We start from the raw sequence: 25,173 nt of genomic DNA on the forward strand, positions 1-25,173 counted from the left end.
GCAGCCAACACATCTGCATCATGAAAGAGGTCGAGTATAGATATGTTACTAGTTTAACGGGCATTGAGCGGATAAAAATGGAGGAAATATGAAAGTATTGTCAGGGGCTGGGGAGCGGAGCTTACAATGTTGACATTCAAAACTGTTTCGGGTGGTTGATACTCGTTCATTTATCACTTTACCTCTGCGGCTTGACTCGGTTGAGGCTACAGGGTTCATATGAACACAGTACGATTCTCAACCGAAGCCTGACCGAACCTCCATACCACTACTCATAAGTCATAGTAAATGTCACACTGGCATTAGCGCTGCCAGGGGTGACTTTAGTGTCGGTTTGATAATAGCGCGCGGTGATATTTATAGTTTGCTCTAAATCCTTACTGCCGGCCATCGAGGTACCCATTTCTTGGGAACTGCCCAATACGATAGGGGCTCTATTTTTACCTGCTAGCAACTGTACGCCGATACCCGTGGCGACACCGGGTTCTTGAGTCAGTTTAATCACCCCCGGAACACCGGTGCTGGTCTCGTTAACTTTCAAACTATATTTGGTTTTCGGGTTACAAGATAAAATAATCGGCTGGGTTATTTCTTGTCCGGTGTTACCAATCCCCTTAAAAGTATTTTGCTGATGTTCACCTAAATTAAAATTGAGATTGGGTGTATTTAGCGTGCAGCCATTTTTATTGACTATCCCTGAGGCCGCGTCAAGTATACCGGGCAGATTTTTGGCGTTGCCAGGGCCATCGTTTTCCAGATAATACTTAATATAACCTTGGGGAATATTAATAGGGCCAAATTCTTGTATGGCTGCAGTCTTAAAAAAGCTTCTTCGAATAACAAAATGAACCCGCTGAACCTTGGGGGTAGGATTGATAGTACAGACTATCTTTGTTGCATCCAACATTGTGCAGACACCTGGGTTGCCAGTTACTTCAAATTTAATACCTACGCCGGCTAAGTTAGTATCAAATGCTTCAGGATAAGCGGCATTAATGCGAGCCGCCGGATCCATTTCAAAAACGAGTCTTCCAAAATTTTGTTGGGGATTGGCAAGTGAGCAATCCAGTCGGATACCTCGCGCATACATATTTTTCGAGGTACCAGGGAGATCAGTGCTATAGATGGTAATAGGGGTTAGTCTTACTTCAGTCGGTTTAAGTTTATCAATATCACATTGGATATTGGCATAACTGATGGTAGGCATAAACCCATATATAATAACTAATAATAAAATTAGCTGGCCGGTAAGGGAATGTTTTGGGATTTTCATCCAGTTATCCATTAAATATCATCTTCTGTTGTGCTCAGTAGCGCCGCGCAAATTAACCTTCATGACTCAGATGACTATTATTCACAATAATGGCCGTTGCCACTGGCGAAATACCACCGAAGTCACTGATGGCCTGCCAGCTTACCGAACCAGAGTTACCCGCAGGCAGCGGAAGCGTTAGTGTGCTTTTTGCTGCAATCATGCTGACACTTTTAATCTCATTGCCACCTACTTTCAGGCTATGGAAAGAGATGCGATACGCGCTCGGGTTGCTGACCTGCAACTGATTACCGTGACGTGAGAAAGTCAGTGTTTTATAAGCATTAGCCAGTGTATTAGGCAGTTCGGCCAAACGGTAAAGTTGAGTGACACGCTGTTTAATAGTCATAAACAGTGGGGTACTTTCATCGGCTAATACATTCGCTTGAGCAGAATGTATCGCACCGTTTAAACAGGCAATAAATAATAGCGGTTTAAACCACCACATAAAAAATTCTCTTGGCATAACGTTTATTACTTCCAGTTAATCTAACAGTTATATAATTAAACGGAATATTTATGTTGCGGAATTAAGCTGCGGTCAGAGAAAGTATAAATTGGATAAAATGGCCGTGGTTTATGACTTTCTGGGAAAACCCTATTCTGACTATTGACAACGGCCGCTACGGTGGCAGTGAAGTTAACTCACTGCCACCACCATTTTCTTTGTTATTGATAAGTCATGGTAAATGTGGCGGTAGCATTGGCGGTGCCAGGGGTGACTTTATTTTCGGTCTGATAATAGCGAGCGGTGATATCGATGGTTTCTTGTGAGTTACCATTTTTTGACGTGCCAACTTCCATAGGGTTGCCTATTTCTACTGGCTTACCGTTGGCTATTAATTGCACTCCCACTCCGGTAGCACTTGAACCTGAGTCTAATTCAATTACGCCCTTATTAGGATACTTACTTGGACTTGTAACGTGAAATGAATATTTAGTATCGGGATCGCAGGTTAATTTTATTTTTTCTGTTAGTCCATTACCTTTTGGGCCGATGCCAGTGAAATTAACTTGTTGTTGTTTCCCTAAATTAAAATTGATATCTGGGGTGTCAAGGGTGCAGCTATTAGCTAATAAAGAAAGTCCAGTCGAAATAACTTCGATGTTTGGAATTGTTTGGGCTGTGCCTTGGCCTTGAGTTTCCATGTAGTAAGTGTAATTGAATGTAGGGAGATCACTAATCAAACCGGTAGAAAATTTACTATCTAAAATAACAAGAGTTGTGGTGAAATTTATAGCCTCCCATTCATTCTGATTGCCCTTCTTAGTCATTAGCCCCCCAGTAGGTATCTTACATCTATATTCTACGCCATTATCAGTAGGAGTTTCATGTCCGTCACTACAGGCAGTCTTATTTTGCTTTAGATCAAAGTTAACTTTTATGCCAACGCCATTAAGATTTGTTGTGTAAGTATTCGGGCGGCCAGGGATTGATGGTTTGTTCGCGTTAATTTTTACGACTAGTTCTCTATCGTTTCCATTTATGTACTTACTTACCATTATATTACAACCTACATATTTAGTGTTGCGTCCTATTTCTTGCTCTTTATTTTTCATTCCTCCATTATTTATTCTTATTGATTTTACGTCTACTTTATTGTTTCCGTTAAATATACAGCTAGTCGACTTTACAGCTGCATTTGTTACTGTCGGAATAAATAACAATATACATAATAACATTAGTTTATTCATGGTGGGTTTATTTTCATTTTCCATAAGTTTGAAAGTAAACATAATATCCTGTTAAGTGAATAAGAAGACGCAGCGGGTTAATTACTATTAACCCGTCATCCTAAGTTTATTTTACCGACAAACCGCATCCAATATGCGCACTGCCGAGGTGGTATTGGTATCCGCTGCCGGTAAGGTAAATGCGGTGCTACACTGCTGCTTATCCTGATTGCCCCATTGCACCTGCAAATTGCCGTTATCCGGCACGCCGCTGAGATACACCTGACCGTCATCACCGACGATACTGCTATTGGTGCTGTCTGCTGCATCATCCTGCAAGCTGGCCATTGCGCCGAATGGCACTGGCTTGCCCTGATAACTGAGGTTAATCAGCACCCGGCTGCCCAGGCGCGGCGTAAAGTTAGCCAGCACCACCGCGCCGCGGGTGGGTACCACGTTTTGGCTGGTGATATCCATATCGATATTGTCACCCATACTTTGGGTATCCAGCGCCACGCTGTTTTGGCGATAAGGGGTGGCATACGGCACCACTGCATAGCCACGCCAGTCGGTTTTCACCCCGCGGCCATTGCCGACGCCAACGCCCTTGGCTCCGGGCGCGCGTACCAACACCAAGGTATCGCTCTGAGATTGTGACAAGGTAACGCCGTAAGGGTGCGCCAGCACACCACCGCTCAGGCCATAGTTCAACTGACGGCTGTTCGCACTGTAGCTATAACCGGCATTTAACTGGCCGTAAGCCGCGCTATAACTGCTGCTTAGGCTACCGCTGTTGCCACCGCCACGATTGGCGCGACTTTGTTGCAGACTGTAGCTCAAGTTATTATCGATCGCACTGCCACTCAGCCCCAACTGCTGGCTGGTTGTGCCGCCTTTATTGTTGTTAATACTGTAGTTGGCCCAACTATTAGGCAGCCATTTGCTCAACGGAATATTGACACTCAGGCTGGTACGCTGATCGTTTTGCTGCTGGCCCGGCGTCTGACTATAGCTGTAATTCAACCCATAATTGATACCGTGAATATTTACGTTGTAGCCCAGTGTGGCATTGCGTTCGTAGCCTTTGCGCTGCCAGTAATCCTGCTGATAAGCGGAAAGATACAGGCTGCCAAAGTCACTCAGTGACTGGCTGATATGAAACTGGGTACGGCTGCGCTTGTTGTTACGCACCTGAGAGTTGTTGCGCCCCAGCGAGTTAATGCTGCCCACGCCGGTCAGTTGGTTAGCTTCGCTGAAATCATAAAAACCCTCGGTGGAGTAGCGGTGGCTACCGAGCGAGAAGTTCGTGCCGGTTTCACTAAAACTTTTGGCATATTGCAGGCGGTAAGATTGCCCCTGACGGGTTGTTTGATCGGTAAAGGTGGTTTTGGCTTGGGTCACATCCATTGATACTGACCCCACACGGCCTAAGCCAATTCCCACGCCTAGCGCCCCGGCCTGATAATCAGACGAGATCAATAAGCCGTTATACAGGGTAAAGCTGTACGGCATACCGTAGGCCAGCGAGGTCTGGGCAAAGTGCGGCGTAGGGCTGCCGTTACCGCCACCACGGTATTGACCGGCGCTCAGGGAATATTTTAGGCTGCCCTCGCGCTGCATAATGGGCGCGGCAGCAAATGCCTGTTTAAAACTGCGTTCGCTGCCATCGGCCTCTTTGATGGTCACCTCCAGATCACCACTGGAAGCCGTGGGGAATAGGTCGTTAATGGCGAAAGCCCCCGGTGGCACGTAGGTTTGGTAAATCACATTATTATTCTGACGAATGGTGACCTGCGCGTTGCTGTCGGCAATACCGCGTATGACCGGGGCAAAACCTCGCAGGCTGTCGGGCAACATACTGTCATCGGATTCCAACAGCGCGCCACGGAATGGCACGCCACTCAGAATATCGCCGGGGGTGTAGCTGTCACCCAGGGTCAGTTGCCCTTTGATGGCGTGAATATCGCGCTGTAAGGTATTGGTAATGTTATTCCACTCTGCTTCACCATTGCTGCTTTGGCTGTAAGTGGAATAGTTGCGCAAGCGCCACGGCCCCCAGTTCAGCCCGCTGCGCAGGTTGAGGAAATGGCTGCTATTGCTGCCCGGCTGGTTATCCTGCCAGCTATTGGCACCGCTCAGGTTGTAGTTGACCATCAACGCGGGGATACCTTGATCCCACTGTTTCGGGTCAATATAGCCGCGTGCCTGACTGTTCAGCGCCGCCTGCGGAATGCTTAAATCCAGCCGCTGGTGATTAATATCAAAACTGCTGCTGGCGGCTGGGATAAATTCGCTCAATTGCGTCAGTGGCACATCTACAGGCTGCTGTTGCAAGGCGGGAAAGGCGGCCACTTTCACCCCTAAATCGGCCAGTTGCTGTGGGGTGATTTCGGCCAGTAAGCTGCCGTTAGCGGCAATGAAATTGACGTCGCGTGTCTCTATCTGCTGGCCGTTAAGGTAAATATCCACCCGATAGGTGCCGGGCAACTGCGCGCCGGATTGCGAAAACACACTGAGATCAATCGCCGCATAACTGGCGTCTTTAATTTCTAATGAACCGGGATGGAAGTAATCCTCAGCCCAGGCGGGGGCCGACAACGCGGTTAACCCTAGCGCCAACTGAATCGCCAGCCTTAAAGCCCGCCGGTTGGGCGGTAAAGCAGAATGTCGCTGTGTCATGGTAGTCATCCGGGGTTATAAGCTGGCAGTGGCAACATCGGAAGTGCCGCCAAAATCATTAATCGCCTGCCAGCTCACCGAACCGGACGCGCCCGCAGGAATATCAACCGTCAAGGTGCCTTGTGGGGCCACCATCAGCGCGCCTTTGATTTCACTGCTACCCACTTTTAGGGTATGGAAGGAGACGTGATAGGCAGTGGGGTTACTCACCTGCAACTGCTTGCCGTGGCGTGAGAAGCGCAGCGCTTTGTAGGCATCAGCGGCGTTACCCGCTAGCCCTGCTGGGCGGTAAAATAATTTGATGCGATTTTTAATCGAGATAAATAGCTGGTTGCCATCGCCTTTTTTACTGGCGGGAATGGTTTTGACATTCAGCCAATACACCGATTCGCGGTCTTGCGGCAAATTTCTGCCAGCTAATAAAATACGCAGGTTGCTTTCCTGCCCACCATCTAAACGGAATAATGGCGGGGTGATGATAAAGGGTGCTTTGTTATTATTGGAGGCCTCGATATTATCGACCCAGCTTTGAATTAAATAAGGGGTATTTTTATCCTGATTGTTAACGGATAAAGTGGCTTCTTTTTTTGCACCATCATAAATAATACGGGTGCCGCCGACCGAAATACCGGCCTGCGCCGTGTTTACCGCGCCGGATAATAGTAAAATTAACGATAGTGATTTGAACCACGGCATGAAAATTCTCTCTCTAATACAAGTGTGTTATTACCGCGATAGCAATAATGAAAATAAAATCACGCCCCGCGCAATAACCGCACGGGGTAGTGAAGGTATAACTCATAAATCAGTCATAAAAGGATTGCCGCTAAGGGCTGCTAACTTTATTCCTGTAGAAGGGATTAGTTATATGTAATCTCATAGCCCAATGCGGCAGTTAAATCACCGGCCTTGACGTCTGCTCGAGGTTTGGTTGTCTTATATTTTAATTTATAATCAAAAGTGGCATTACCATTAGTAATTGCTTGAGTGTCAGTTGAGCCAATGGTATATGCCGAGCCTTTTTTAAGTATATTCAGCACGATGGTCTCATTTTTTTTGCCACTGTCTTGCAGTTCGATATCAGCACCGCTTGCAGTACCAGTGAATTTAATTTCAGCATTTTTGGCACCGGTTGGACAACTCGTTAATTTAATTTCAAAAGATGCTTCTTTGTCAATTGGACCTGCACTCACGGGGATATCATTCCCAAAGATATTAGGCATGGTAAGTGAATGCGTAGTACCAGCGACACCACTATTAATTGCAACCTCACAAGGTGTCGCTGTGACTGAACCGGTAATATTAATATTGCCGGTTGCTGCATTCGCCGCAGAGGTAAACACAGATGCTGCCAGTAAAGAGGTGACAATCAGTTTCTTTTTCATAGTGATATTCATAATAAATCTCCAACCCGAAATAGTTCGCGGTAGTTAATGGTAATGTTTAATTATTAAGTTATTTGGCCCCAATGGCCGATTTTGCAATGAAAGGTGTTTGTCGCCATCTCATCTTGGCAGCTAATATAGTGACCTGAAATATAAAAATAAATGGAAATGCTTTGGAATTAATGTTGGGTAATAGAGGGTGGAATTCACTAAGGCGGGTCAGTTTATTAGTTATGTTGGAAATTCTCCTTAATATAGTGATTAAGACGGAATTGTTATGATTATTTTTATTGGAATTGTTTGGAAGTAGGCTTATTTAGTTTGTTGTAAGTGGTTTGAAAGTGATTGGGAATGAATTTTTGGGAGAGGGGGATTAATTGGGGGAATAGGGGAATAGGGGGATTGGTTCGGTTGTTAGAGCAACTGAGTTAACTTAACCTCCGATGAACCAACCGCCAAAGGGGGCAGCGGCCCCCTTGTGGAATCCCGCGCTTGCGCACGTATCGCCTGCCCACTGCGTGGGTTCCCTCGATTCATCATTTCGCTGGCGGGACGGCTTTATGCGGGTCCCTCCGCGTGACGCCTAAATCCGCCGTCCATGGCGGATTTCCCTTGCTCCATTCTTCACTCGGCGGCTCAAATGTGCTTTTAAACTTCAAAACCTAAAAATCATGGTTTTGATGTTGAGCGCAATCAGGAATATTACCGACAAAGACGATGGCCCGAGTGAGCCGCCATGGACGGCGGCGAAAAGCGCGCTGGAGCAGGAAGCGACTCGCGCTGGCTCGATAAGGCCAACGGCTGCCGGAGGGGACTGCGAATAGCAGTAATATTTCGCGCAAGCCGCAGGTGCAGGAGGGCCGGCTTGCCCTCCTGCTCGGTTGAGGCCGCAGAGGTAAAGTGATCACTGAACGACTATCAACCGAAAGATGATCCGGTCTGCTCTAACAACCGAATCGATCACTGATAATCAATCACCAATTACCACCATCAATATCAATATCACCGATATAGCGTCTGCGCCCACCTCGCTAACCCGGCGGTAACTGAGCCGAAATCATTGCCGCCCACTAATGGGATTCCCGGTAACTGCTGCTGCAAGGCCGCGCGTAGTAACGGTGAACGCGCGCTGCCGCCGGTCAGGTAAATCACATCTGGCGTGATATGACTGGTAGAAAGCGCCAGACTGACTTGCTCCTGGATGCGTTGCAGTGGTTGAGTGATAGCCTCTGCCAGTTGTTGTTGGCTGATGGTCTGGCCCAATTCTGGTTCAACAAAGCTCAGTGCTGCCGCCACTTGTGCCTGTTCGGACAGCACAATTTTGCTCTCTTCTGCGGCCCGCACTAAGCGGTAACTCAAACGCTGCTGATAGACTTTCAACAGGCGTTCAACTTGTTGTGGATTGGCCGCATCACGAATCAAATCGCGCAGGAAGCGGCCATTGACGCTGCTATAGAAATCGCTCTGAGCCGGAACATCGTTGGTGGCAACCGCATTCCAGTATGGCAGCGATGGCATCGCAATGCCTTTTTCAGTCTCGCCCCCCATGCCGAATAGCGGCATCAGTTGCTTAAACGCCAGCATGATATCCAGATCATTCCCACCGACGCGACAACCACTGTGGCCCAATAAACTTTGCTGGCGATCAGCCAAACCCTGCCATTTTGGCCCCATCAGTAGCACTGAACAGTCAGTGGTTCCGCCGCCGATATCCACCACTAGCACAGTTTTTTCTTCTGTTAGTGTGGCTTCAAAATCCAGCCCGGCAGCCACTGGCTCAAACTGAAAGGCGATATCGCGAAAACCCGCGCGTTGGGCGGCGCGCAGTAAGATCCCTTCCGCCTGACGGTTGGCGTCTTCACCGCCAGAACCCTGGAAGTTCACCGGGCGGCCAATCACCGTCTGGCTGATGTCGGCGGCCAGCACCGATTCTGCCTGACGTTTGATATGGAACATCATGGCGCAGACCAAATCTTCAAACAACGCCAGTTGCTGTGGTTTTAGGCCATTGGCACCCAAGAAGGATTTGGGCGATTTTACAAAGTAAACGTCTTCGGGATCTTCGATATAGTGGGCGAGGGCTGACAGGCCGAATGTCAGGCTGTCGGCAGCCACAGGAATGTCTTCTTCACGATTGAATGCAATGGCCCGGCGTAATAATTGCTGGTTTTCGTCACTGCCGGTCGGCACCTGCCAGTGGCGGTGCAGGCACTCACTCACCGCTTCCCGTGTTGGCGCGCACAGCATGGAGGGCAAGTAGACGTCGTTATTTTCCAGCGTTAGCAATTCGGGAGCATCATCCCGCATCACGGCAACCGAGCAGTTGGCTGTGCCGTAGTCAAATCCAATGAACATAATTGCTCCCCAGGCCAAATAAAGGGGTGCGACTTTACCCGAGAGTGAGCAGCGGGGCAATGTTCATGTCAATGATTTTTTAATGGGGGCGGTGAGGGTAACATTATGAGCGGGTTATTTGACGGAAAAATAGCCGCTGTTGAGTAAGTCACGTAGGGGGATTGCGGGGCCAATAGTTTCACCATCTGCCAGTGCTACATCGAGACTGATCAATTTAGTGAGCGTCAGCGGTAAGTCTGCCGGGCCTGCAATCGTGCCGATACTGGCGCGTTGAGCGGTGCCATTGATAATTGAAATCAATACTTCATCCATTTGATTAGTATGAATGTTAGTAATTAGCTCGCTGTTAAATTTTAAATAATCAATGGTATGAGCGGTCAGTAGGTCAAAATCATTCAGGTTATGGCCGAACTCTTTAATAATTAACTTACAACCCAGTTGTTGTAGCTTGGCGAGGAAATTACCCACCACCAGCGGGTATTGCAGTAGTGTTGATTCATCAACTATCCAGTACAGACTTTGCGGCGTTAACTGCGTTTGTTGTACCCGTGTCAGCAATGATTGGCGGAATTCCTCTTTGAGCAGCGCCACTTCAGACAACGGGATAGCCAGTGCTAACCCTTTGCGATTAATGGCTTTGGCCTGCGTCAGCAGCAACTGTTCACAAACCCAGCTATCTACCCGCGGTAATAAACCGTACAGCAGCGCAGCCTCTTCAAAGGCGGCCTGGCTAATGAACATATCATCTGAGCGCGTAACTTCGACACTGACCTGATAGAAGCAGACTGACAGCGGGGTTTTAGGCGGCGCGGTGGGTGCCATCAGCAGTGACAGTTGGTTATTATTGATAATGCTTTCTATATTTTCGAGGCTAGGTAATTGGTGCTGGCGTGCCAGTAACTGTTTTTGCTGTGGCTGATACAAATAAACCTGGCCACGACCACTGCGTTTGGCGGTATAACAGGCGATATCTGCCTGAGCCATAATTTCACTGCGCTGATTATTACTGCTGCTGATTTGTGTCACACCCGCGCTGGCACCAATGCGGTACAGCTTATCTTCCCAATAGAAATGATAGCCATTGATTATGGAAACCAAGCTTTGGGTAATGGCTTTAGCATGGGGCAGGGTGCAATTAAGCATCAGCAGACCGAACTCATCCCCCCCTAAGCGTGCCACACAATCACTGCTACGTAAGTGCTGTCGCATCAACTGACTCAGCTCTTTCAGTAAGGCATCTCCGGCGGGGTGGCCGGCGGTGTCGTTAATGGTTTTAAAATGGTCGAGATCGAGGAATGCCAATGCATGTTGCTGATCGAGGTCGGAAGCTTTCTGAATGGCTGCTTTGAGTCTGATCTCAAAATCAGCGCGATTAGGCAGGCCGGTCAAATTATCATGCAATGCGCTGTGACTGAGTTTACGCATCATGGCGCGTGACTCGCCGACATCCTGGAACACCAAAACAGCACCAACAATATGCCCTTCCAGCGTTTTTAGCGGTGCGACCGACTCTTGAATATCATAATACTGCCCGTCGCGGTGATGTAATACCATCGATGCATTCAGTGAGGAGAATGGGCGGTTAGTCAAACAATGCTCAATGGGATTGCTAATTTCTGGCCCGTCGACCCCGTTGGTCAATTTGACAATTTCACTGATGGGCTGGCCCAGCGCGATAGTATTCGCCCAACCGGTCATCTTCTCGGCGACCGGGTTCATAAAGGTGATGTTCATATCCTGATCCGTACAAACTACGGCTTCACCGATAGAATCCAGCGTGATGTGCAACCGCTCTTTTTCTTCGTGCAGCTCTTCGGTCAGATTGCGCAGCTCAGTCATATCCAGCGTGGTACCAATTAAACGCAGGATATCGCCATTTTTATCGCAAATCATATTGGCCTGGTTGCGCAGATGGAGGATCTCACCGTTGGGCAATAACAAACGGAACTCAAGACGGTAAGGTTTACGTTGATTGAGAGCGGCACTGTATTCACGGTTCACCCGATTGAGATCTTCCGGATGAATGTGTCGACGCCAGACATTGTCATCAACCGGGGTATTAAGCGGAATATGATAAAGTTCATACATCCGCTTATCCCAACTGATAGTCTGCTTTTTGACATCTAACTCCCAGATACCAATACCGCCAGCTTCATTAGCTAGCGTGATGCGTTCCATCAGGCGGCGGTTAATGATTTCCGTTCTTTTCAAATCATTAATATCTTCCACCTGCGCGATGTAATAGAGCGGCTGTTGTTCATGGTCACGCACCACACTGACCACCAATAAAGCCCACACCACGTCGCCATCACTGCGAATATAGCGCTTTTCCATCGAATAACTGGGAATAACGCCATGATACAAATCATCCAATAATTTCAGATCAGCGCAGAGATCATCCGGGTGGGTGATTTGCTGAAAATTCAGAGTAAGTAAGGTTTCCTGGTTGTAGCCCAGCAGCTTACATAAGGCCTTATTGACCTGCATCCATTGGCCTTCTGGCGAAACCAGCGCCATACCAATAGCCGAATATTCCATCGCATTACGAAAACGGTTTTCGCTTTCGATGATATGCTCTTTTTCCATACGAAAAGAGTGCATAACCATCGCCATCGCGTGTGGTGGTATCAGTACCATCAATAATGGAATAAAGGAAAATGCCTGTACCGAGAGCTTAGTATCGCCAGGTAGAACGAACAGATTGAAATTGATCATCATTGCAATCATTAATGTGGCGAAAAAACAGATGGTAAATGTTTCAAAACGCGGCAAGCGTATTGCGACCCAAATCTGCGCCATAATGATAAATGTGAAAGGGAAAGGCAGATAAACCAGCCCGATATAACAGGCGGCCAGTGACACTATCAACATCAAAATCATGTTGAACAGGGCCTTGGACTTGGTAGCAACATTGAAGTAGCCACGGCGATAAAGCAACCCTACCGGCCCTAGTGCCAGCATACCGATGGCTTCGGACATAAACCATACAGTAAACACCTGGATAAACTCGCCACTTTGCGGTGCCAGATACCAGGCTGCTGCCAACCCACTGAGCAGCGGAACAATAATAACGGTACAAACCGAGAATTTGAGCCAACTGAACAAATTGTTGAGAGGATCTTTAGGGTGCAGCAGCTTGCGCAGGAGCCAGGCTCCTACGGTAGATTCGGCCAGATTGATCAGCGTAAGTGGAACCGGGAACCCACTGACGCCGTATAAGATAAAATTGGCCGCAATGATACATAACCCCGCCATCAAGAGTTGTAGCGGCCAATAGCGCGAGGGATGATGGAATAATGCCACCATCAGGATCGCGGTTGGGAACCACAGGGGGGCCAGATTTTCAGATTGCTCAGAAAGGCGGATACAAAAGAGTGCCAGCAAAAACACCACTATGCTGATGATAGTGATGTGTAAAATGGTTCTATTGTCAGGTGCCGATTTTTCGGATGCGCTAAGATCCATATTACGCCTTCTTTTTGCCCGCCAACCACTCAGTTTCCGCTGAAGAAACCTACCACGTTAAAAATCATACAATATTCAAAAAACGCCCGTATTCAAAAGTTTAGTATAGAAAAACGAGGTTGATAACTATTCATTTATTATCATAATCACGGCACTAAGAATAGGGTGGCCAGCCCCAGGAAGATGAAGAACCCACCGGTATCTGTGATAGCGGTGATCATCACACTGGAACCTATTGCCGGATCACGGCCTAAACGGGCCATTGTCATCGGGATGATAACCCCCATCAGCGCCGCCATTAATAGGTTAAGCATCATCGCCAGTGTCATGACGCCACCCATTGCCGGATCGCCATATAACAGATAAGTGACCACTCCCATAATGCCGCCCCAGACCAGGCCATTAATCAGCGCAACACCCAGCTCTCTTAGCATTAGGAAGGTGATATTACCCTGCTGAATGTGGTGTAACGCCAGCGCGCGCACAATCATGGTAATGGTCTGATTGCCGGTATTACCGCCGATTCCGGCGACAATGGGCATCAATGCGGCCAGTGCGACTAGCTGCGAGATGGTGTCTTCAAATAAGCCGATAACCCGTGATGCGACAAAGGCGGTACAAAGGTTGATTGCCAGCCACGACCAGCGGGTACGCACCGCACGGCCTACCGGGGAGAACACATCCTCTTCCGGGCTTAACCCCCCCATCCGGCGCAGGGTGGTATCGCTCTCTTCATTGACCACGTCAACTATCTCTTCGATGGTCAGGCGGCCCATCAGTTTACCTTTGGCATCAATCACCGCCGCACTGATTAAGTCATAACGTTCAAAGGCACCGGCGGCATCTTCCGCTTTTTGTTCTGGCTGGAAAGTGGTTGGGTTGCTCTCCATCACGTCAAACACCATCGCATTTGGTGAATTCAGTAGGATCGCGGTCAGTGGCAGTTCGCCAAGTAAGGTGTTCTTCTCGTCGATAACAAATATTTTATCGGTGGCATCAGGAATGTTTTTCCGATAACGCAAATAGCGTTGCACCGTGGCGAGAGTGACATCTGCCCGCACCGTGACCAGCTCGAAATCCATCATCTGGCCAACCGTGTCACGGCCATATTGGATAACTTCACGAACTCTGGCCCGTTGGTCTGGGTCCAATGAGGTGAGCAAGCGGCCCATCAGGTTACGTGGCAGATATTCAGCCAGATAAGCCTGCTCATCTACATGCAAGGTGCGCATGGCTTTTAACAGGTCTTTATCACTCATCTCTTTGATAAGCGAATCCCACACGGTTTCAGAGACTTCAACCAGGGTTTGACCACGTTTCTCGTTTTTGACTAACCGCCACAGTGCCAGCCGTTCGTCATGGGGCAAGGCTTCCAGTAAGTCGGCGAGGTCGGCTGCGTGCAGGTCATCAAGCAGATTTTTGATTTCAGAGGTTTGCGCTAACAACTGCTCATCACTGAGCTTTTCTCGTTCGGCCTGACGACCAAGAATACAGTCAACCAACTCTTTATTATTCAGTAATAAGGAAAGTATCCGGTTGCGTGTTTCGGCCAGTTTTTTAGCATTATTTTTAGCGGTTTTTTTAACCGCGGCAGAAAGTGACACCGGAATTATAGGCACTGGCATAGTGTGTCCTTGTATACCCTTTGTTCTTGAAGTTGCTGCCGTATTCGCTGCGCTCACTTACCCCAATAACTTAACTTTAGTCAGCTCATCGGGATTCATTTACTTGCTAACTTGCTGCACCATCAATGACTTCGGGTATATAGAGTAAGTATGGGCGAGTTTAGATAAAGTCTAGGGACTGAAATCAGTCTCATGCGGACCAGGAAGTTCACCGTCCACTGACAGCTCAACCCGCAGCGCTTCACGCCGCTCTTGATGATGAGAAATAGAGGCCATCCCGGCATATAACAAACGGCCAAACAGAATAAGAAAACTCACCAATAAGATGATTTTTGTGAGCTGTGTTGATGGCCTTCTTCTCATCATTTACCTTTGCCCTTCGTATTTGAAATTGCAGCGGCGCTAGCTGCCCTCACGCACCCGAATCACTGACGGGGGTCAGCTCATCGGGATTTGTTCACTTGCTGCCTTGGCTGCAATCCCAATAACTTTGGGTAAACCTGCGTCCTTGGCGTTGCCAGGGGGTTTATCTCAAATTAATGTTAGCTGTGCTGATTACTCTTTGGCTACAGTATCATCGGCCTCTTCTGGTGCTTCTTCAATAAGAAGCTTCCAGCCAACCACATCATCCCAATAAGCCTGTTCGCGTTCAAAATCCAGCTGAACCAGACTATTTTGCGCCAGATAACCGGCTGGGAAGCGTAATGTCCAGTGGCCGTCGTCGGTTATCAGACGCAAGCTTTCTGGTGTGGTGGTCGATTGGCGCTGATTATTCAGCAATGTGCTCAGACGTAATAACTGAATTAGCGGCAAATAGTATTTTTTCTTGAATAAGTTCAGACGCGGTAATTCGTCTAACTTGATCCCCTTACGGTGCATTCGCACCAGAGTCGCCAGCAGTAACTGCTGCTCCTGATTGAAGCCCGGTAAGTTGGTATTTTGCAGAATATAAGCGGAATGGCGGTGCATCCCGCTGTGATTAATGCTCAAACCGACTTCATGCAGCATCGCCGCCCATCGGAGTAAAGCTTCAAGCTGTGGTTGTACCAACTTGGTATTCTGCGCCAGCCACTGGGTATAGAGTTGTTCAGTGGTTTCCAGCACCCGGCGAGCTTGTTCCCTATCGATATTGTAATGCTCAGCCAGACTTTTGGCAGTGCGTTGACGGATATCCTGATGGCGGAAACGGCCTTCCATTTCGTATAGCACGCCTTCACGCAGGGCACCGTCAGATAAGCGTAGCTCTTTGACCGCTAATGCATCGAACACGCCGCATAGAATCGCCAAACCCGGTACAAATACCGATTGGCGATCCTCAGATAACCCCGGCAGGCTAAGGGCTGAGAAGTGTTTGAATTGCAGCACTTGTTCGACCAGCATTTCCAAGCGTTCCGGTGTGATCAGGCCGTCTTTCTCTCCCATCGCAATTAATACTTCGTAGGCCGCCTTAATGGTGCCGGATGCACCCAGGGCATACTGCCAGCCCTGAATCCGATATTGCCACGCCAGATTTTCCAGTTTTTGCGCGGCGGCGAGACGGGCGCGTTTGAAATTATTCTTACTGATTTCACCGAGCGGGAAGAACTGCTGGGCAAAACTGACACATCCCATGCGGCGGCTTTCAACCAACAGAGGCTCAAAGTCTTCGCCGATTACCAGTTCAGTTGAGCCACCACCGATATCGATCACCAACTTGCGGCCTTTCTCCGGCTGGGTGTGTTCTACGCCCATAAAGATCAGTCGTGCCTCTTCCTGACCGGAAATGATCTCGATTGGATAGGGGATAACCTCGACGGCGCGCTTAAGGAAGACTTCAGCGTTGGCGGCTTGTCGCAAGGAGTGAGTGCCGACAATACACACGTTATCTGGCGAGAAGCCTTGCAAGCGTTCGGCAAACAGCGCCAGACAAGCCAGCCCCCGCTCAATGGCTTCCTCACTGAGCATGTTATTCTGGTCTAAACCATCCGCCAGATGGACGCGTTGCTTTAGGCGGCCTAAAACCTGCAACGCACCGTTGACGACGCGAGCAATAACCATATGGAAGCTGTTAGATCCCAGGTCGATGGCCGCAATTTCCTGCGGTTTGGCGGTAGTCGAACTATTAGTCGTTAGCGGCATAGTTTTTTCTCAACGGCATGGCTTTTTATCAAAGGCATCGATGTAGCCTTACTGCTCTGGTTGTTCCAGCGCTTTTAAGTAATCATAGATGGCAGTCTGTGCACGTACTTTGCGCCTATTACCACGCGGTACATAACGATTACTCAGTTCTTTATCAATATAACGGGCTTTTACGGTATCGTTGAACAGCAGCTCTAAAATATCCAACACTCGCTGTTTCAATTTTGGGTCCAGCAGCGAAACTGCCACTTCTATGCGGTAATCAATATTACGGGTCATCCAGTCTGCGGATGAGAGGTAAACCAGTTTATCGCCTTTATTCTCAAATACATATACCCGATCATGCTCAAGAAAACGGTCAACGATACTGGTCACCTGGATGTTATCGCTAATTCCTGGCATATTCGGAATAAGTGAACACATGCCACGCACCAGCAAGCGGATTCTTACCCCCGCGCTGGAGGCGCTATATAACCTATCTACCAGACCTTTATCCACTAAATTATTTATTTTCAGGGTAATTCCGGCGCTTTCACCGGCCTGAGCATGAATAATCTCTTGATCAATCAACTGATACAGCATTAAACGCGAGTTCTGCGGTGACACCATCAAGTTATCAAATTTGACCGGGCGATAAGGATTTTCAATAAAGTTAAATACCCGCCGCACTTCATTGGTGATACGGGCATCTGCCGTTAGTAATGAATAGTCGGTATAGGTTCGGGCTGTTTTTTCGTTAAAGTTACCGGTGCCGATATGGGCATAACGCACGATTTCCTCGCCTTCAAGACGAGATATTAGGAATAGTTTGGCATGAATTTTCAGGCCCGGTGCGGAGAAAATAACGTGAACACCGGCGGCGGTCAGGCTTTTTGCCCAATGGATATTGGCCTCTTCATCGAAACGTGCCTGTAATTCCACCACCACGGTCACTTTTTTGCCGTTATGGGCGGCATGAATCATCGATTCGATAATGCGTGAATCTTTGGCAACGCGGTAAATATTGATTTTAATCGCCAGCACGCTGGGATCGAACGATGCCTGACGCAGTAATTCCAGTACGTGTTCAAAGGTGTGATACGGATAATAAAGCAGCACATCTTGTTCACGAATAGCATCAAAACCGTTGCGGAATTTATCAAACCAGACATGACGTAAGCGCGGCATTGGCCGATTGACCAGATTGCTTTTGCCAACATTGGGGAAGTTGATAAAGTCTTTGAAATTATGGTAGCGGCCACCGGCGATAACTGAGTCATCGTTAGAAATACCCAATTTATTACGCAGCAACTCTACCATTTCATCCGGCATATCGCGCTGATAAACAAAGCGCACCGGTTCTGCGGTCAGGCGCTGTTTCAGGCTCGATGACATCAATTCCAGCAAGCTGGATTCCATCTCGGTAACCAAATCATATTCGGCATCACGGGTCATTTTCATTGAATACGCATTCAGCGCATCGTAGTCAAAGAAACCTTTGAATATCTCATGAAGGCAATAGCGCAATATATTATCTAATAATATCATTGGCTTGCGACGGCGCGGGGCTTCTGGCGGTAAATTGACAAAACGTGGTACTTTATCTGATGGAATTTCCAGCAGGGCATAGGCGATTTCCTGACCGCGAATGATTTCCACCGCCAGATAGGTGTAATCGTCTTTTAGGAATTGCACCAGATTGGTGTCATGGTTAATCAGAATAGGCGTAATGTGCTGACGCAGATGCTGCTTAAAATATTGCTTTAACCAGAGTTGCTGATTCTCGGAAATTTGCCGCTCATTAATCAGGAAAATCTGATTACGCGCCATCTCCAGTAACAGGTCATTATAAAGTCCGTCGAATTCTTGATCTGCTTTCACCACTTTGCTTTGGATTTTTTTCAGCAAATGGCGAGAGGTCAAGGCAGAGCCTTGCTCTTCGCTAATAAGAATGCGCCGCTTCAGGTCGGCAAAACGGACTTTGTAAAATTCGTCGAGATTATTGGAGTAAATGCCAAGAAATCGCATCCGCTCGATAAGTGGATTGCTCTTATCCGCCGCTTCCTGCAATACCCGTTCATTAAAAGATAACCAACTGAGTTCTTTTTCGGTGTAGAGCTTTTCCTGACCCATTGCCACTCCAGTAAGATTATTGTGGGAGTATTTAGTGTCCATAATCATTATTGCGAAAGATTGACAAGAAAGTCCAACAGATATCATTAGTTAACTTTCAGCGACATTGTCATGCAAACGCCACAAAACTGACATAAAATGCTCGGTCATCTGGCCATACATTGATTAGATGTGACGACAACAACAGATGAATGGCATGGGGTAACAGAAAGTTATGCAGCAAGCAGGCGTTGTAACACAATCAGGGAGAGATAAGCGCCGGGCTGTCATTGAACGTTTGGTGCGCATGATGGTAACCGGCAGCGGTGTGTTAGTTTTGCTGACGCTGATGCTGATTTTCGTCTATCTATTGTATGCCGTATTGCCGTTGTTCAAACCTGTCACTATCAGTCTACATAATCAGTTTGCGGTTAATCGTAGTGCATCCACGCTTGCCTTGGGTTTGGATTCTCAAGGAGATATGGCTTATCGCATTGATACGAAAGGGAAAGGCTATTTTATTCGCCTCAACGCTCAAGGCGATGAACCCGCAGGCAGCCTAATAAGCGAACAGGTCTTGTCGCTGACACCTGCCTCCATTAGTCGCGCCGCAGGTGAGCAATCTTTGTACGGCCTTGGTTTGAGTCATGGCCGCTTGGTGCTGCTGCAACCTGATTTTTCGTCGTCGCTACCACGCTGGCAGTTCCCGTTGGGTACCCAACCGCGCCTTTTCGATGCCAAAGGCCAGAATTTGCAGCATCTGGTGCTGGCGGAACCTCAATCTCAGCACTTTATTGTGGCAGCCATCACTGACGATAACCGCTTGTTAGTTGGGAAATTTACGGCCCAGGGCCAGCAGGTGACAGAACTGACTGATGTGCCCAAAACGGTTGACCAACTGGCACTGTCGCCGGATGGCCGTTTGCTTTATCTGTTATCCGGCCAGCAACTTTATATCTATCAATATCGTATTGATCAATCAAATGCTGACCAATCCGCCCCGGAGCTGAAGCTGCGTGAAGTCGTGGCGCTGGTGGAAGATAAACATGCATCTGATGGGCCACTGAGCATCGCATTATTGGCGGGTGGGAAATCGTTATTGGTGCAATCCGCTAATGGGGGATTAACCCAGTGGTTCGATGTACGCAAGCCTGACGATGGGCCGTTTCATCTTACGCGTATTCGTAGCTTTAACCCCGCAGAGAAGGGCTTACTCACCACCGAAAATGCCCGGCGGGTATTTGCCTCTTTGTTGCCACAAGGTGAAATGTCACTCTTCTCCAGCACTCAGTCAGCGCCGTTGCTGCAACATAAACTGCCCGAGGGTATTCGTCAGGCGGCATTTTCGCCGTGGGGCGATAAGTTGCTGGTAGAGAATGCGGCGGGGTGGTCTGCTTATCAGTTAGATAACCGCTATCCGGACATCAGTTGGCGTAGTTTGTGGCAACGAGTGTGGTATGAGAACTACCCAGAGCCGGATTATGTCTGGCAATCTAGCTCGGCACAAGATAGCTATCAGGCCAAACTCAGCCTGGTGCCCATCATCTTCGGCACTTTAAAAGCGGCGATTTATGCCATGTTGTTTGCCGTTCCGTTGGCACTGGCTGGGGCGGTTTATACCGCTTACTTTATGTCCGCCGGGTTGCGCCGTGTGGTCAAACCGACCATAGAGATGATGGGGGCATTCCCTACCGTGGTTATCGGTTTGATTGCCGGCATTTGGCTGGCTCCAGTGATTGAGCGTTATTTGGCGGGTATTTTGCTGTTACCGCCGTTGTTGGCCGCCGCGATTTTGTTGTGCGGTTGGGGCAGCACCCGTTTGTCAGATATCGCCCAGTGGCGGCTATCTGCGGGCTGGAATGTGATTGTGCTATTACCGGTTATCGTATTGACCGGCTGGCTGGCCTTGTGGCTGGGGCCGCATCTGGCTGGGTGGACGTTGGGCTTACCGTTACATGAATGGTTGGGCGATAATTATGACCAGCGCAATGCTTTGGTGGTGGGCATTGCGATGGGTTTTGCGCTAATTCCAATCATTTTCTCACTGGCAGAAGACGCGCTGTTTAGCGTACCCCCCTCATTGAGTCAGGGTTCACTGGCGCTAGGAGCTACTCCGTGGCAGACCTTGACGCGGGTGGTTTTGCCGTCGGCCTATGCCGGTATTTTCTCCGCGTTGATGATAGGTTTTGGCCGTGCAGTAGGGGAAACCATGATTGTGCTGATGGCGACCGGCAATACGCCAATTATCGATGGCAGTATTTTTCAAGGGCTGCGGGCAATGGCGGCTAATATTGCCATTGAAATGCCGGAAGCGGTGGTTGGCAGCGGGCATTATCGGGTGCTATTTCTGACCGCATTGGTGTTGTTCTGTTTCACCTTCCTGGTAAATACGCTTGCTGAAGCTATTCGTTTGCGACTGCGTGAGCGTTATCAGATGGAGCGGTCAGCGTGATGAACACAGATTCAATGAGAAGTCCTTTATTGATAAGTCAGTGGTTTAAATCCGGTTCGCCGTGGATCTGGCTAACGGCGGCATCTGTCAGTATCAGCCTGCTGGCGTTGCTGGGCGTGGTGTTGTTATTGGCGGGGCAGGGAATGCGTTATTTCTGGCCCGGCCCGGTGTATCAGTTTGAACTCAAGCAAGCCGCAGCAGGGCCGGTTAGGGTGATTGGTGAAATTTACCAGCAGCACTCTCTGCCACGTCAGCAACTGGAGCAAGCGGGTGTGACATTACCACCAGACGCGGGTGACAGCGTGACACGCTATCTGATTAAGACCGGTAATCGCGAGATTCAAGGGCAAGATTTCCGCACTTTGCTGGATCGTGATATTCAACAACGTTCACGACCTAAAGACCTGTTGGTGCTGGACCGACAGACCAATGGCACGGCATACGGTTTTCTCGCCGGGATGCTGGATAATGGCCAGCCGCTGGTCGGTGATGATTTGGCACAAGAGTTACAAAAACGTATTCCTATCGTGCAAGGGTTGGTCAATCAGGCCAATGACATTCAGTTTCGCCAGATGAATAGGCTCAATCAGCAGTTTGAAGCGTTGCGATTACAAGAAAAACGTCTGCAAATGAGCGGCGAGCTGGACAGCAAAGCGCAGGATCGTATTGCCGCAGAGCGGGGGGAGTTGCAGCGGCGTCATCAGGTTCTGACGGAAAATTTACGCAGCTTACAAACCGATCAACGCCGCTATACCGTGCTATTGCGGGATATGAATGGGCAAATTCATCCCTTACCGTTAAGCCAGATTAGCCGTGCCTGGTATCCCAATGATATGAGCCTGGGGCAGAAAACGCGTCATTGGGCGGCACAAATCCATAAGTTTCTGACGGACAACCCGCGCAATGCCAATACCGAAGGTGGCGTTTTCCCGGCGATTTTTGGCACTGTGCTGATGGTTATTCTGATGTCGATTGTGGTTATGCCGTTGGGGGTGATCGCAGCGGTCTATTTACATGAATATGCAGGGAAAAATTGGCTGACTCGCATGATCCGCATCTCTGTGGTTAATCTGGCCGGCGTTCCCTCCATCGTTTATGGCGTGTTTGGTCTTGGTTTTTTTGTCTATTTGATTGGCGGCTCGCTAGATAAACTATTTTATGCACAAGCGTTGCCCAACCCTACTTTTGGTACTCCAGGGGTACTGTGGGCCGCATTAACTCTGGCTTTGCTGACGCTGCCGGTGGTGATAGTGGCCACCGAAGAAGGGCTGTCGCGCATTCCTGCCAACTTGCGCCAAGGCTCGCTAGCGCTGGGGGCGACTAAAGCTGAAACACTGTGGCACATTGTGTTGCCGATGGCGGCACCGGCGATGATTACCGGGTTGATACTTGCTGTGGCGCGCGCCGCTGGAGAAACCGCCCCTCTGATGTTGGTCGGGGTAGTGAAATCGGTACCGGTTTTACCCGTAGACGGTATTTTCCCGTTTCTGCATTTAGAACGTAAATTTATGCACCTGAGCTTCCAAATATACGATATGGCATTTCAAAGCCCTAACGTAGAAGCTGCTCGCCCGCTGGTATTTGCTACGGCGTTGCTGCTGGTGGTGATTGTGGTGGGGCTTAATTTAGCAGCTATTGGTATTCGCCATCATTTGCGCGAAAAATACCGTGGTTTAATGTTGTGATTGGACTTTCTAACTCGCAGGACAAAATATGGGACTTTTGACGCCGGATTCGCTGCCACAGCTTGATGTGCAGCAATTGACTCACGAGCAAACGGCACTGGTAGTCGATAAGCTCAGTTTATTTTATGGCGATAAACAGGTGCTACACGACATTTCGCTTAATATCCCCAAACATCGGGTTACTGCACTTATTGGGCCGTCCGGTTGTGGGAAATCCACGTTACTGCGTTGTTTTAACCGAATGAATGATTTACTGGATAATTGCCGTATTGAGGGTGATATCCGCTTGGGTGATGTCACTATCACCGATAAGGCCACCGACGTTGCTGCATTACGCCGCCGAATAGGTATGGTGTTTCAGCGGCCGAATCCATTTCCGAAATCTATTTATGAGAATGTTGTCTACGGCCTGCGCTTGCAAGGCATTGGTGATAGGAGAGTACTGGATGATGCCGTTGAGCGCTCACTGCGCGCTGCCGCGTTATGGCATGAAGTGAAAGACCGGTTGCGGGATAATGCATTTCGTCTTTCCAGCGGGCAGCAGCAGCGTTTAGTGATAGCCAGAGCCATTGCCATCGAGCCGGAAGTATTACTGCTTGATGAACCGACTTCGGCGTTGGACCCTATTTCTACCCTAACGATTGAAGAGCTGATAACCACTTTAAAGCAGCAATACACCGTGGTGCTGGTCACCCATAATATGCAGCAGGCGGCACGGGTTTCGGATTATACCGCCTTTATTCATCAAGGGAGTTTGGTGGAATACAACCATACTGACGCGCTGTTCACATCACCACATCAGCGCCGCACGGAAGATTATATTACCGGGCGTTATGGTTGATGGCTGAACTGGGGCCGGATAGCCCCAGCAGATTAAGCTTTCTTTATCGATGGCGTTTTATATTTAGCCAAATATTGTGGCTGGAAAATGCACATACGGATCACCGTACGGTATTCACCATTGATAAAGAACTCTTGCTTCAATTCACCTTCAATCTCAAAACCTAACTTTGTATAGATATGAATGGCTTTTTCATTCTCTTTATCCACAATCAAATAGAGTTTGTACAAATTCAGAACAGAAAAACCGTATTCCATCGCCAGTCTTGCAGCCGCACCTGCATGGCCTTTACCTTGATGCGCCGGATCGATAATAATCTGAAACTCAGCTCGGCGGTGAATGTGGTTAATTTCAACTAACTCAACCAGACCGACTTTTGTCCCTTGGCTTTCAATAATAAAGCGACGCTCACTCTGATCATGGATATGTTTATCATACAGATCAGACAGTTCGACAAAGGCCTCGTAAGGCTCTTCAAACCAATAGCGCATCACGCTGGCATTGTTATCTAACTGGTGAACAAACGGCAGGTCATCTCGTTCTAGTGGACGTAACCTGACGCTGTTAGTGGTAGACATGCTTATTCCTCTTGTGGCGACAGCGGCTGCTGCCATGAAAATTATACTATCAGCATAAGGTGTAAGCACGGGGGAATTAAAAAAGGCGCAGACCTTAAACAGGCAGCACCTTTAATATTAACTAAATAACGTTTTTACTCGGCCGCATAACCTTGTGCAGGTAAGCGCTTGCCATCAAGCCAGGCTGCGTTGTCACGCATAGACAGACGACCATCAGTAAACCAACTCACCACCAGCGGATAAATGCTGTGTTCCTGGGTTTGCACCCGCTCCACCACCTCTTCCTCAGTGTCATCACTGAAAATGGGCACGTTGGCTTGCAGAATAACCGGGCCACCATCGAGCTCTTCAGTCACAAAATGCACCGAGGTGCCGTGTTCCTGATCGCCGTTTTCCAGAGCCTGACGATGGGTATGCAGGCCAGGATATTTCGGCAGTAGCGAGGGGTGGATATTCAACATCCGGCCAGCATAATGCTGAACAAATTCTGGGCTGAGAATCCGCATATAACCGGCCAGCACCAATAAATCAGGTTGATACTGATCAATGGCTTGTGCCAATGCTAAATCAAAACTGGCGCGATCAGCATAAAGCCTGGCATCCAGAGCATGGTGCGCAATACCGGCCAGTTCAGCACGTTCCAGCCCATAAGCATCAGGATTATTACTGAAAACAGCGCTAATCTCGCCTGAAATACGCCCTTGTTGCTGGGCGTCTATCAGTGCCTGCAAGTTGCTGCCTTGGCCTGACACCAATACCACTATCTTTTTCATAATACCCTTCGTACTTGAAGTTGCAGGGGTGTTGGCAGCATTCACTTACCCGAATCATTTACTGATGTAAACTCATCGGGTTCATTCATTTGCCGCCTACCTGCAACACCAATTACTTTGGGTAAAACTCTTCGTACTTG

General features: G+C 48.5%; 18 protein-coding genes. 4 read left to right on the plus strand and 14 right to left on the minus strand.

What is annotated here, in order from left to right:
- Nucleotides 1-268 precede the first annotated feature (268 nt).
- The 6 genes from AT01_RS22380 to AT01_RS20305 all read right to left on the minus strand — a co-directional run bounded on the left by AT01_RS22380 (nt 269) and on the right by AT01_RS20305 (nt 7,050).
- Nucleotides 269-1,273, minus strand: coding sequence for a fimbrial protein (locus AT01_RS22380; RefSeq protein ID WP_235427190.1), 1,005 nt, complete (start codon nt 1,271-1,273; stop codon nt 269-271).
- 52 nt (nt 1,274-1,325) lie between these two features.
- The gene (locus tag AT01_RS17635) at nt 1,326-1,760 is read right to left on the minus strand and encodes a fimbrial biogenesis chaperone (RefSeq protein WP_052489981.1); all 435 of its coding nucleotides are present in this window, start codon (nt 1,758-1,760) and stop codon (nt 1,326-1,328) included.
- A gap of 221 nt (nt 1,761-1,981) precedes the next feature.
- Entirely contained in the window at nt 1,982-3,049 is a 1,068-nt protein-coding gene (locus tag AT01_RS22385) for a fimbrial protein (protein ID WP_052489982.1), read from the minus strand.
- Between the two features lie 69 nt (nt 3,050-3,118).
- The gene (locus AT01_RS17645; RefSeq protein ID WP_042548074.1) at nt 3,119-5,674 is read right to left on the minus strand and encodes a fimbria/pilus outer membrane usher protein; all 2,556 of its coding nucleotides are present in this window, start codon (nt 5,672-5,674) and stop codon (nt 3,119-3,121) included.
- Nucleotides 5,675-5,680: 6 nt separating this feature from the next.
- Complete coding sequence (locus tag AT01_RS17650; protein WP_042548075.1) at nt 5,681-6,361, minus strand: fimbrial biogenesis chaperone; 681 nt, start codon at nt 6,359-6,361, stop codon at nt 5,681-5,683.
- 164 nt (nt 6,362-6,525) lie between these two features.
- A complete protein-coding gene (locus tag AT01_RS20305; protein WP_144404955.1) occupies nt 6,526-7,050 on the minus strand; it encodes a fimbrial protein in 525 nt (174 codons plus the stop codon).
- Nucleotides 7,051-7,730: 680 nt separating this feature from the next.
- On the opposite strand from AT01_RS20305, the gene AT01_RS22070 reads away from it, so the two are divergent.
- Nucleotides 7,731-7,874, plus strand: coding sequence for a hypothetical protein (locus AT01_RS22070; RefSeq protein ID WP_167335163.1), 144 nt, complete (start codon nt 7,731-7,733; stop codon nt 7,872-7,874).
- Between the two features lie 178 nt (nt 7,875-8,052).
- Here the strand turns inward: AT01_RS22070 and yegD are convergent, their stop codons facing one another.
- From yegD to ppk1, 6 genes are all read right to left on the minus strand, one after another.
- Nucleotides 8,053-9,405 carry a molecular chaperone gene (yegD, locus tag AT01_RS17660; protein WP_042548076.1) on the minus strand — a complete coding sequence of 451 codons (1,353 nt, stop codon included), beginning with the start codon at nt 9,403-9,405 and terminating at the stop codon, nt 8,053-8,055.
- Nucleotides 9,406-9,519: 114 nt separating this feature from the next.
- A complete protein-coding gene (locus tag AT01_RS17665) occupies nt 9,520-12,870 on the minus strand; it encodes a diguanylate cyclase (RefSeq protein WP_042548077.1) in 3,351 nt (1,116 codons plus the stop codon).
- A 146-nt stretch (nt 12,871-13,016) separates the two neighbouring features.
- On the minus strand, nt 13,017-14,495 hold the full coding sequence (gene mgtE / locus AT01_RS17670; RefSeq protein ID WP_042548078.1) for a magnesium transporter: 1,479 nt from the start codon (nt 14,493-14,495) through the stop codon (nt 13,017-13,019).
- Between the two features lie 171 nt (nt 14,496-14,666).
- Nucleotides 14,667-14,858: a YfgG family protein gene (locus AT01_RS17675; protein ID WP_042548079.1), complete on the minus strand. Its 192-nt coding sequence runs from the start codon at nt 14,856-14,858 to the stop codon at nt 14,667-14,669.
- Nucleotides 14,859-15,050: 192 nt separating this feature from the next.
- Nucleotides 15,051-16,613: an exopolyphosphatase gene (ppx, locus tag AT01_RS17680; protein ID WP_042548080.1), complete on the minus strand. Its 1,563-nt coding sequence runs from the start codon at nt 16,611-16,613 to the stop codon at nt 15,051-15,053.
- 48 nt (nt 16,614-16,661) lie between these two features.
- Complete coding sequence (gene ppk1, locus AT01_RS17685; RefSeq protein WP_042548081.1) at nt 16,662-18,725, minus strand: polyphosphate kinase 1; 2,064 nt, start codon at nt 18,723-18,725, stop codon at nt 16,662-16,664.
- Nucleotides 18,726-18,939: 214 nt separating this feature from the next.
- Here ppk1 and AT01_RS17690 point away from each other — a divergent pair, with 214 nt between their 5' ends.
- From AT01_RS17690 to pstB, 3 genes are read left to right on the plus strand one after another with little or no spacing between them, the layout of a single operon-like run.
- The gene (locus AT01_RS17690; protein WP_042548082.1) at nt 18,940-21,156 is read left to right on the plus strand and encodes an ABC transporter permease subunit; all 2,217 of its coding nucleotides are present in this window, start codon (nt 18,940-18,942) and stop codon (nt 21,154-21,156) included.
- A complete protein-coding gene (gene pstA / locus AT01_RS17695; protein ID WP_042548083.1) occupies nt 21,156-22,841 on the plus strand; it encodes a phosphate ABC transporter permease PstA in 1,686 nt (561 codons plus the stop codon). The genes AT01_RS17690 and pstA overlap by 1 nt, the downstream gene beginning before the upstream one ends.
- Nucleotides 22,842-22,869: 28 nt before the next feature.
- Complete coding sequence (gene pstB, locus AT01_RS17700) at nt 22,870-23,682, plus strand: phosphate ABC transporter ATP-binding protein PstB (protein ID WP_042548084.1); 813 nt, start codon at nt 22,870-22,872, stop codon at nt 23,680-23,682.
- 32 nt (nt 23,683-23,714) lie between these two features.
- Here pstB and speG read toward each other — a convergent pair whose 3' ends face one another.
- Both speG and purN read right to left on the minus strand, forming a co-directional pair.
- The gene (gene speG, locus AT01_RS17705) at nt 23,715-24,260 is read right to left on the minus strand and encodes a spermidine N1-acetyltransferase (RefSeq protein WP_042548085.1); all 546 of its coding nucleotides are present in this window, start codon (nt 24,258-24,260) and stop codon (nt 23,715-23,717) included.
- A gap of 134 nt (nt 24,261-24,394) precedes the next feature.
- Nucleotides 24,395-25,033, minus strand: a complete 639-nt coding sequence (gene purN / locus AT01_RS17710) for a phosphoribosylglycinamide formyltransferase (RefSeq protein WP_042548086.1) — start codon at nt 25,031-25,033, stop codon at nt 24,395-24,397.
- Between the last annotated feature and the right edge of the window lie 140 nt (nt 25,034-25,173).

Origin of the sequence: Yersinia aldovae 670-83, assembly GCF_000834395.1 — a bacterium.
GTDB lineage: Bacteria > Pseudomonadota > Gammaproteobacteria > Enterobacterales > Enterobacteriaceae > Yersinia > Yersinia aldovae.

Coding starts and splice junctions, on each gene's coding strand:
- AT01_RS22380 (WP_235427190.1), bottom strand. CDS start 1,273: ATGAAAATCCCAAAACATTCCCTTACCGGCCAGCTAATTTTATTATTA.
- AT01_RS17635 (WP_052489981.1), bottom strand. CDS start 1,760: ATGTGGTGGTTTAAACCGCTATTATTTATTGCCTGTTTAAACGGTGCG.
- AT01_RS22385 (WP_052489982.1), bottom strand. CDS start 3,049: ATGTTTACTTTCAAACTTATGGAAAATGAAAATAAACCCACCATGAAT.
- AT01_RS17645 (WP_042548074.1), bottom strand. CDS start 5,674: ATGACTACCATGACACAGCGACATTCTGCTTTACCGCCCAACCGGCGG.
- AT01_RS17650 (WP_042548075.1), bottom strand. CDS start 6,361: ATGCCGTGGTTCAAATCACTATCGTTAATTTTACTATTATCCGGCGCG.
- AT01_RS20305 (WP_144404955.1), bottom strand. CDS start 7,050: ATGAAAAAGAAACTGATTGTCACCTCTTTACTGGCAGCATCTGTGTTT.
- AT01_RS22070 (WP_167335163.1), top strand. CDS start 7,731: ATGTTGAGCGCAATCAGGAATATTACCGACAAAGACGATGGCCCGAGT.
- yegD (WP_042548076.1), bottom strand. CDS start 9,405: ATGTTCATTGGATTTGACTACGGCACAGCCAACTGCTCGGTTGCCGTG.
- AT01_RS17665 (WP_042548077.1), bottom strand. CDS start 12,870: ATGGATCTTAGCGCATCCGAAAAATCGGCACCTGACAATAGAACCATT.
- mgtE (WP_042548078.1), bottom strand. CDS start 14,495: ATGCCAGTGCCTATAATTCCGGTGTCACTTTCTGCCGCGGTTAAAAAA.
- AT01_RS17675 (WP_042548079.1), bottom strand. CDS start 14,858: ATGAGAAGAAGGCCATCAACACAGCTCACAAAAATCATCTTATTGGTG.
- ppx (WP_042548080.1), bottom strand. CDS start 16,613: ATGCCGCTAACGACTAATAGTTCGACTACCGCCAAACCGCAGGAAATT.
- ppk1 (WP_042548081.1), bottom strand. CDS start 18,725: ATGGGTCAGGAAAAGCTCTACACCGAAAAAGAACTCAGTTGGTTATCT.
- AT01_RS17690 (WP_042548082.1), top strand. CDS start 18,940: ATGCAGCAAGCAGGCGTTGTAACACAATCAGGGAGAGATAAGCGCCGG.
- pstA (WP_042548083.1), top strand. CDS start 21,156: ATGAACACAGATTCAATGAGAAGTCCTTTATTGATAAGTCAGTGGTTT.
- pstB (WP_042548084.1), top strand. CDS start 22,870: ATGGGACTTTTGACGCCGGATTCGCTGCCACAGCTTGATGTGCAGCAA.
- speG (WP_042548085.1), bottom strand. CDS start 24,260: ATGTCTACCACTAACAGCGTCAGGTTACGTCCACTAGAACGAGATGAC.
- purN (WP_042548086.1), bottom strand. CDS start 25,033: ATGAAAAAGATAGTGGTATTGGTGTCAGGCCAAGGCAGCAACTTGCAG.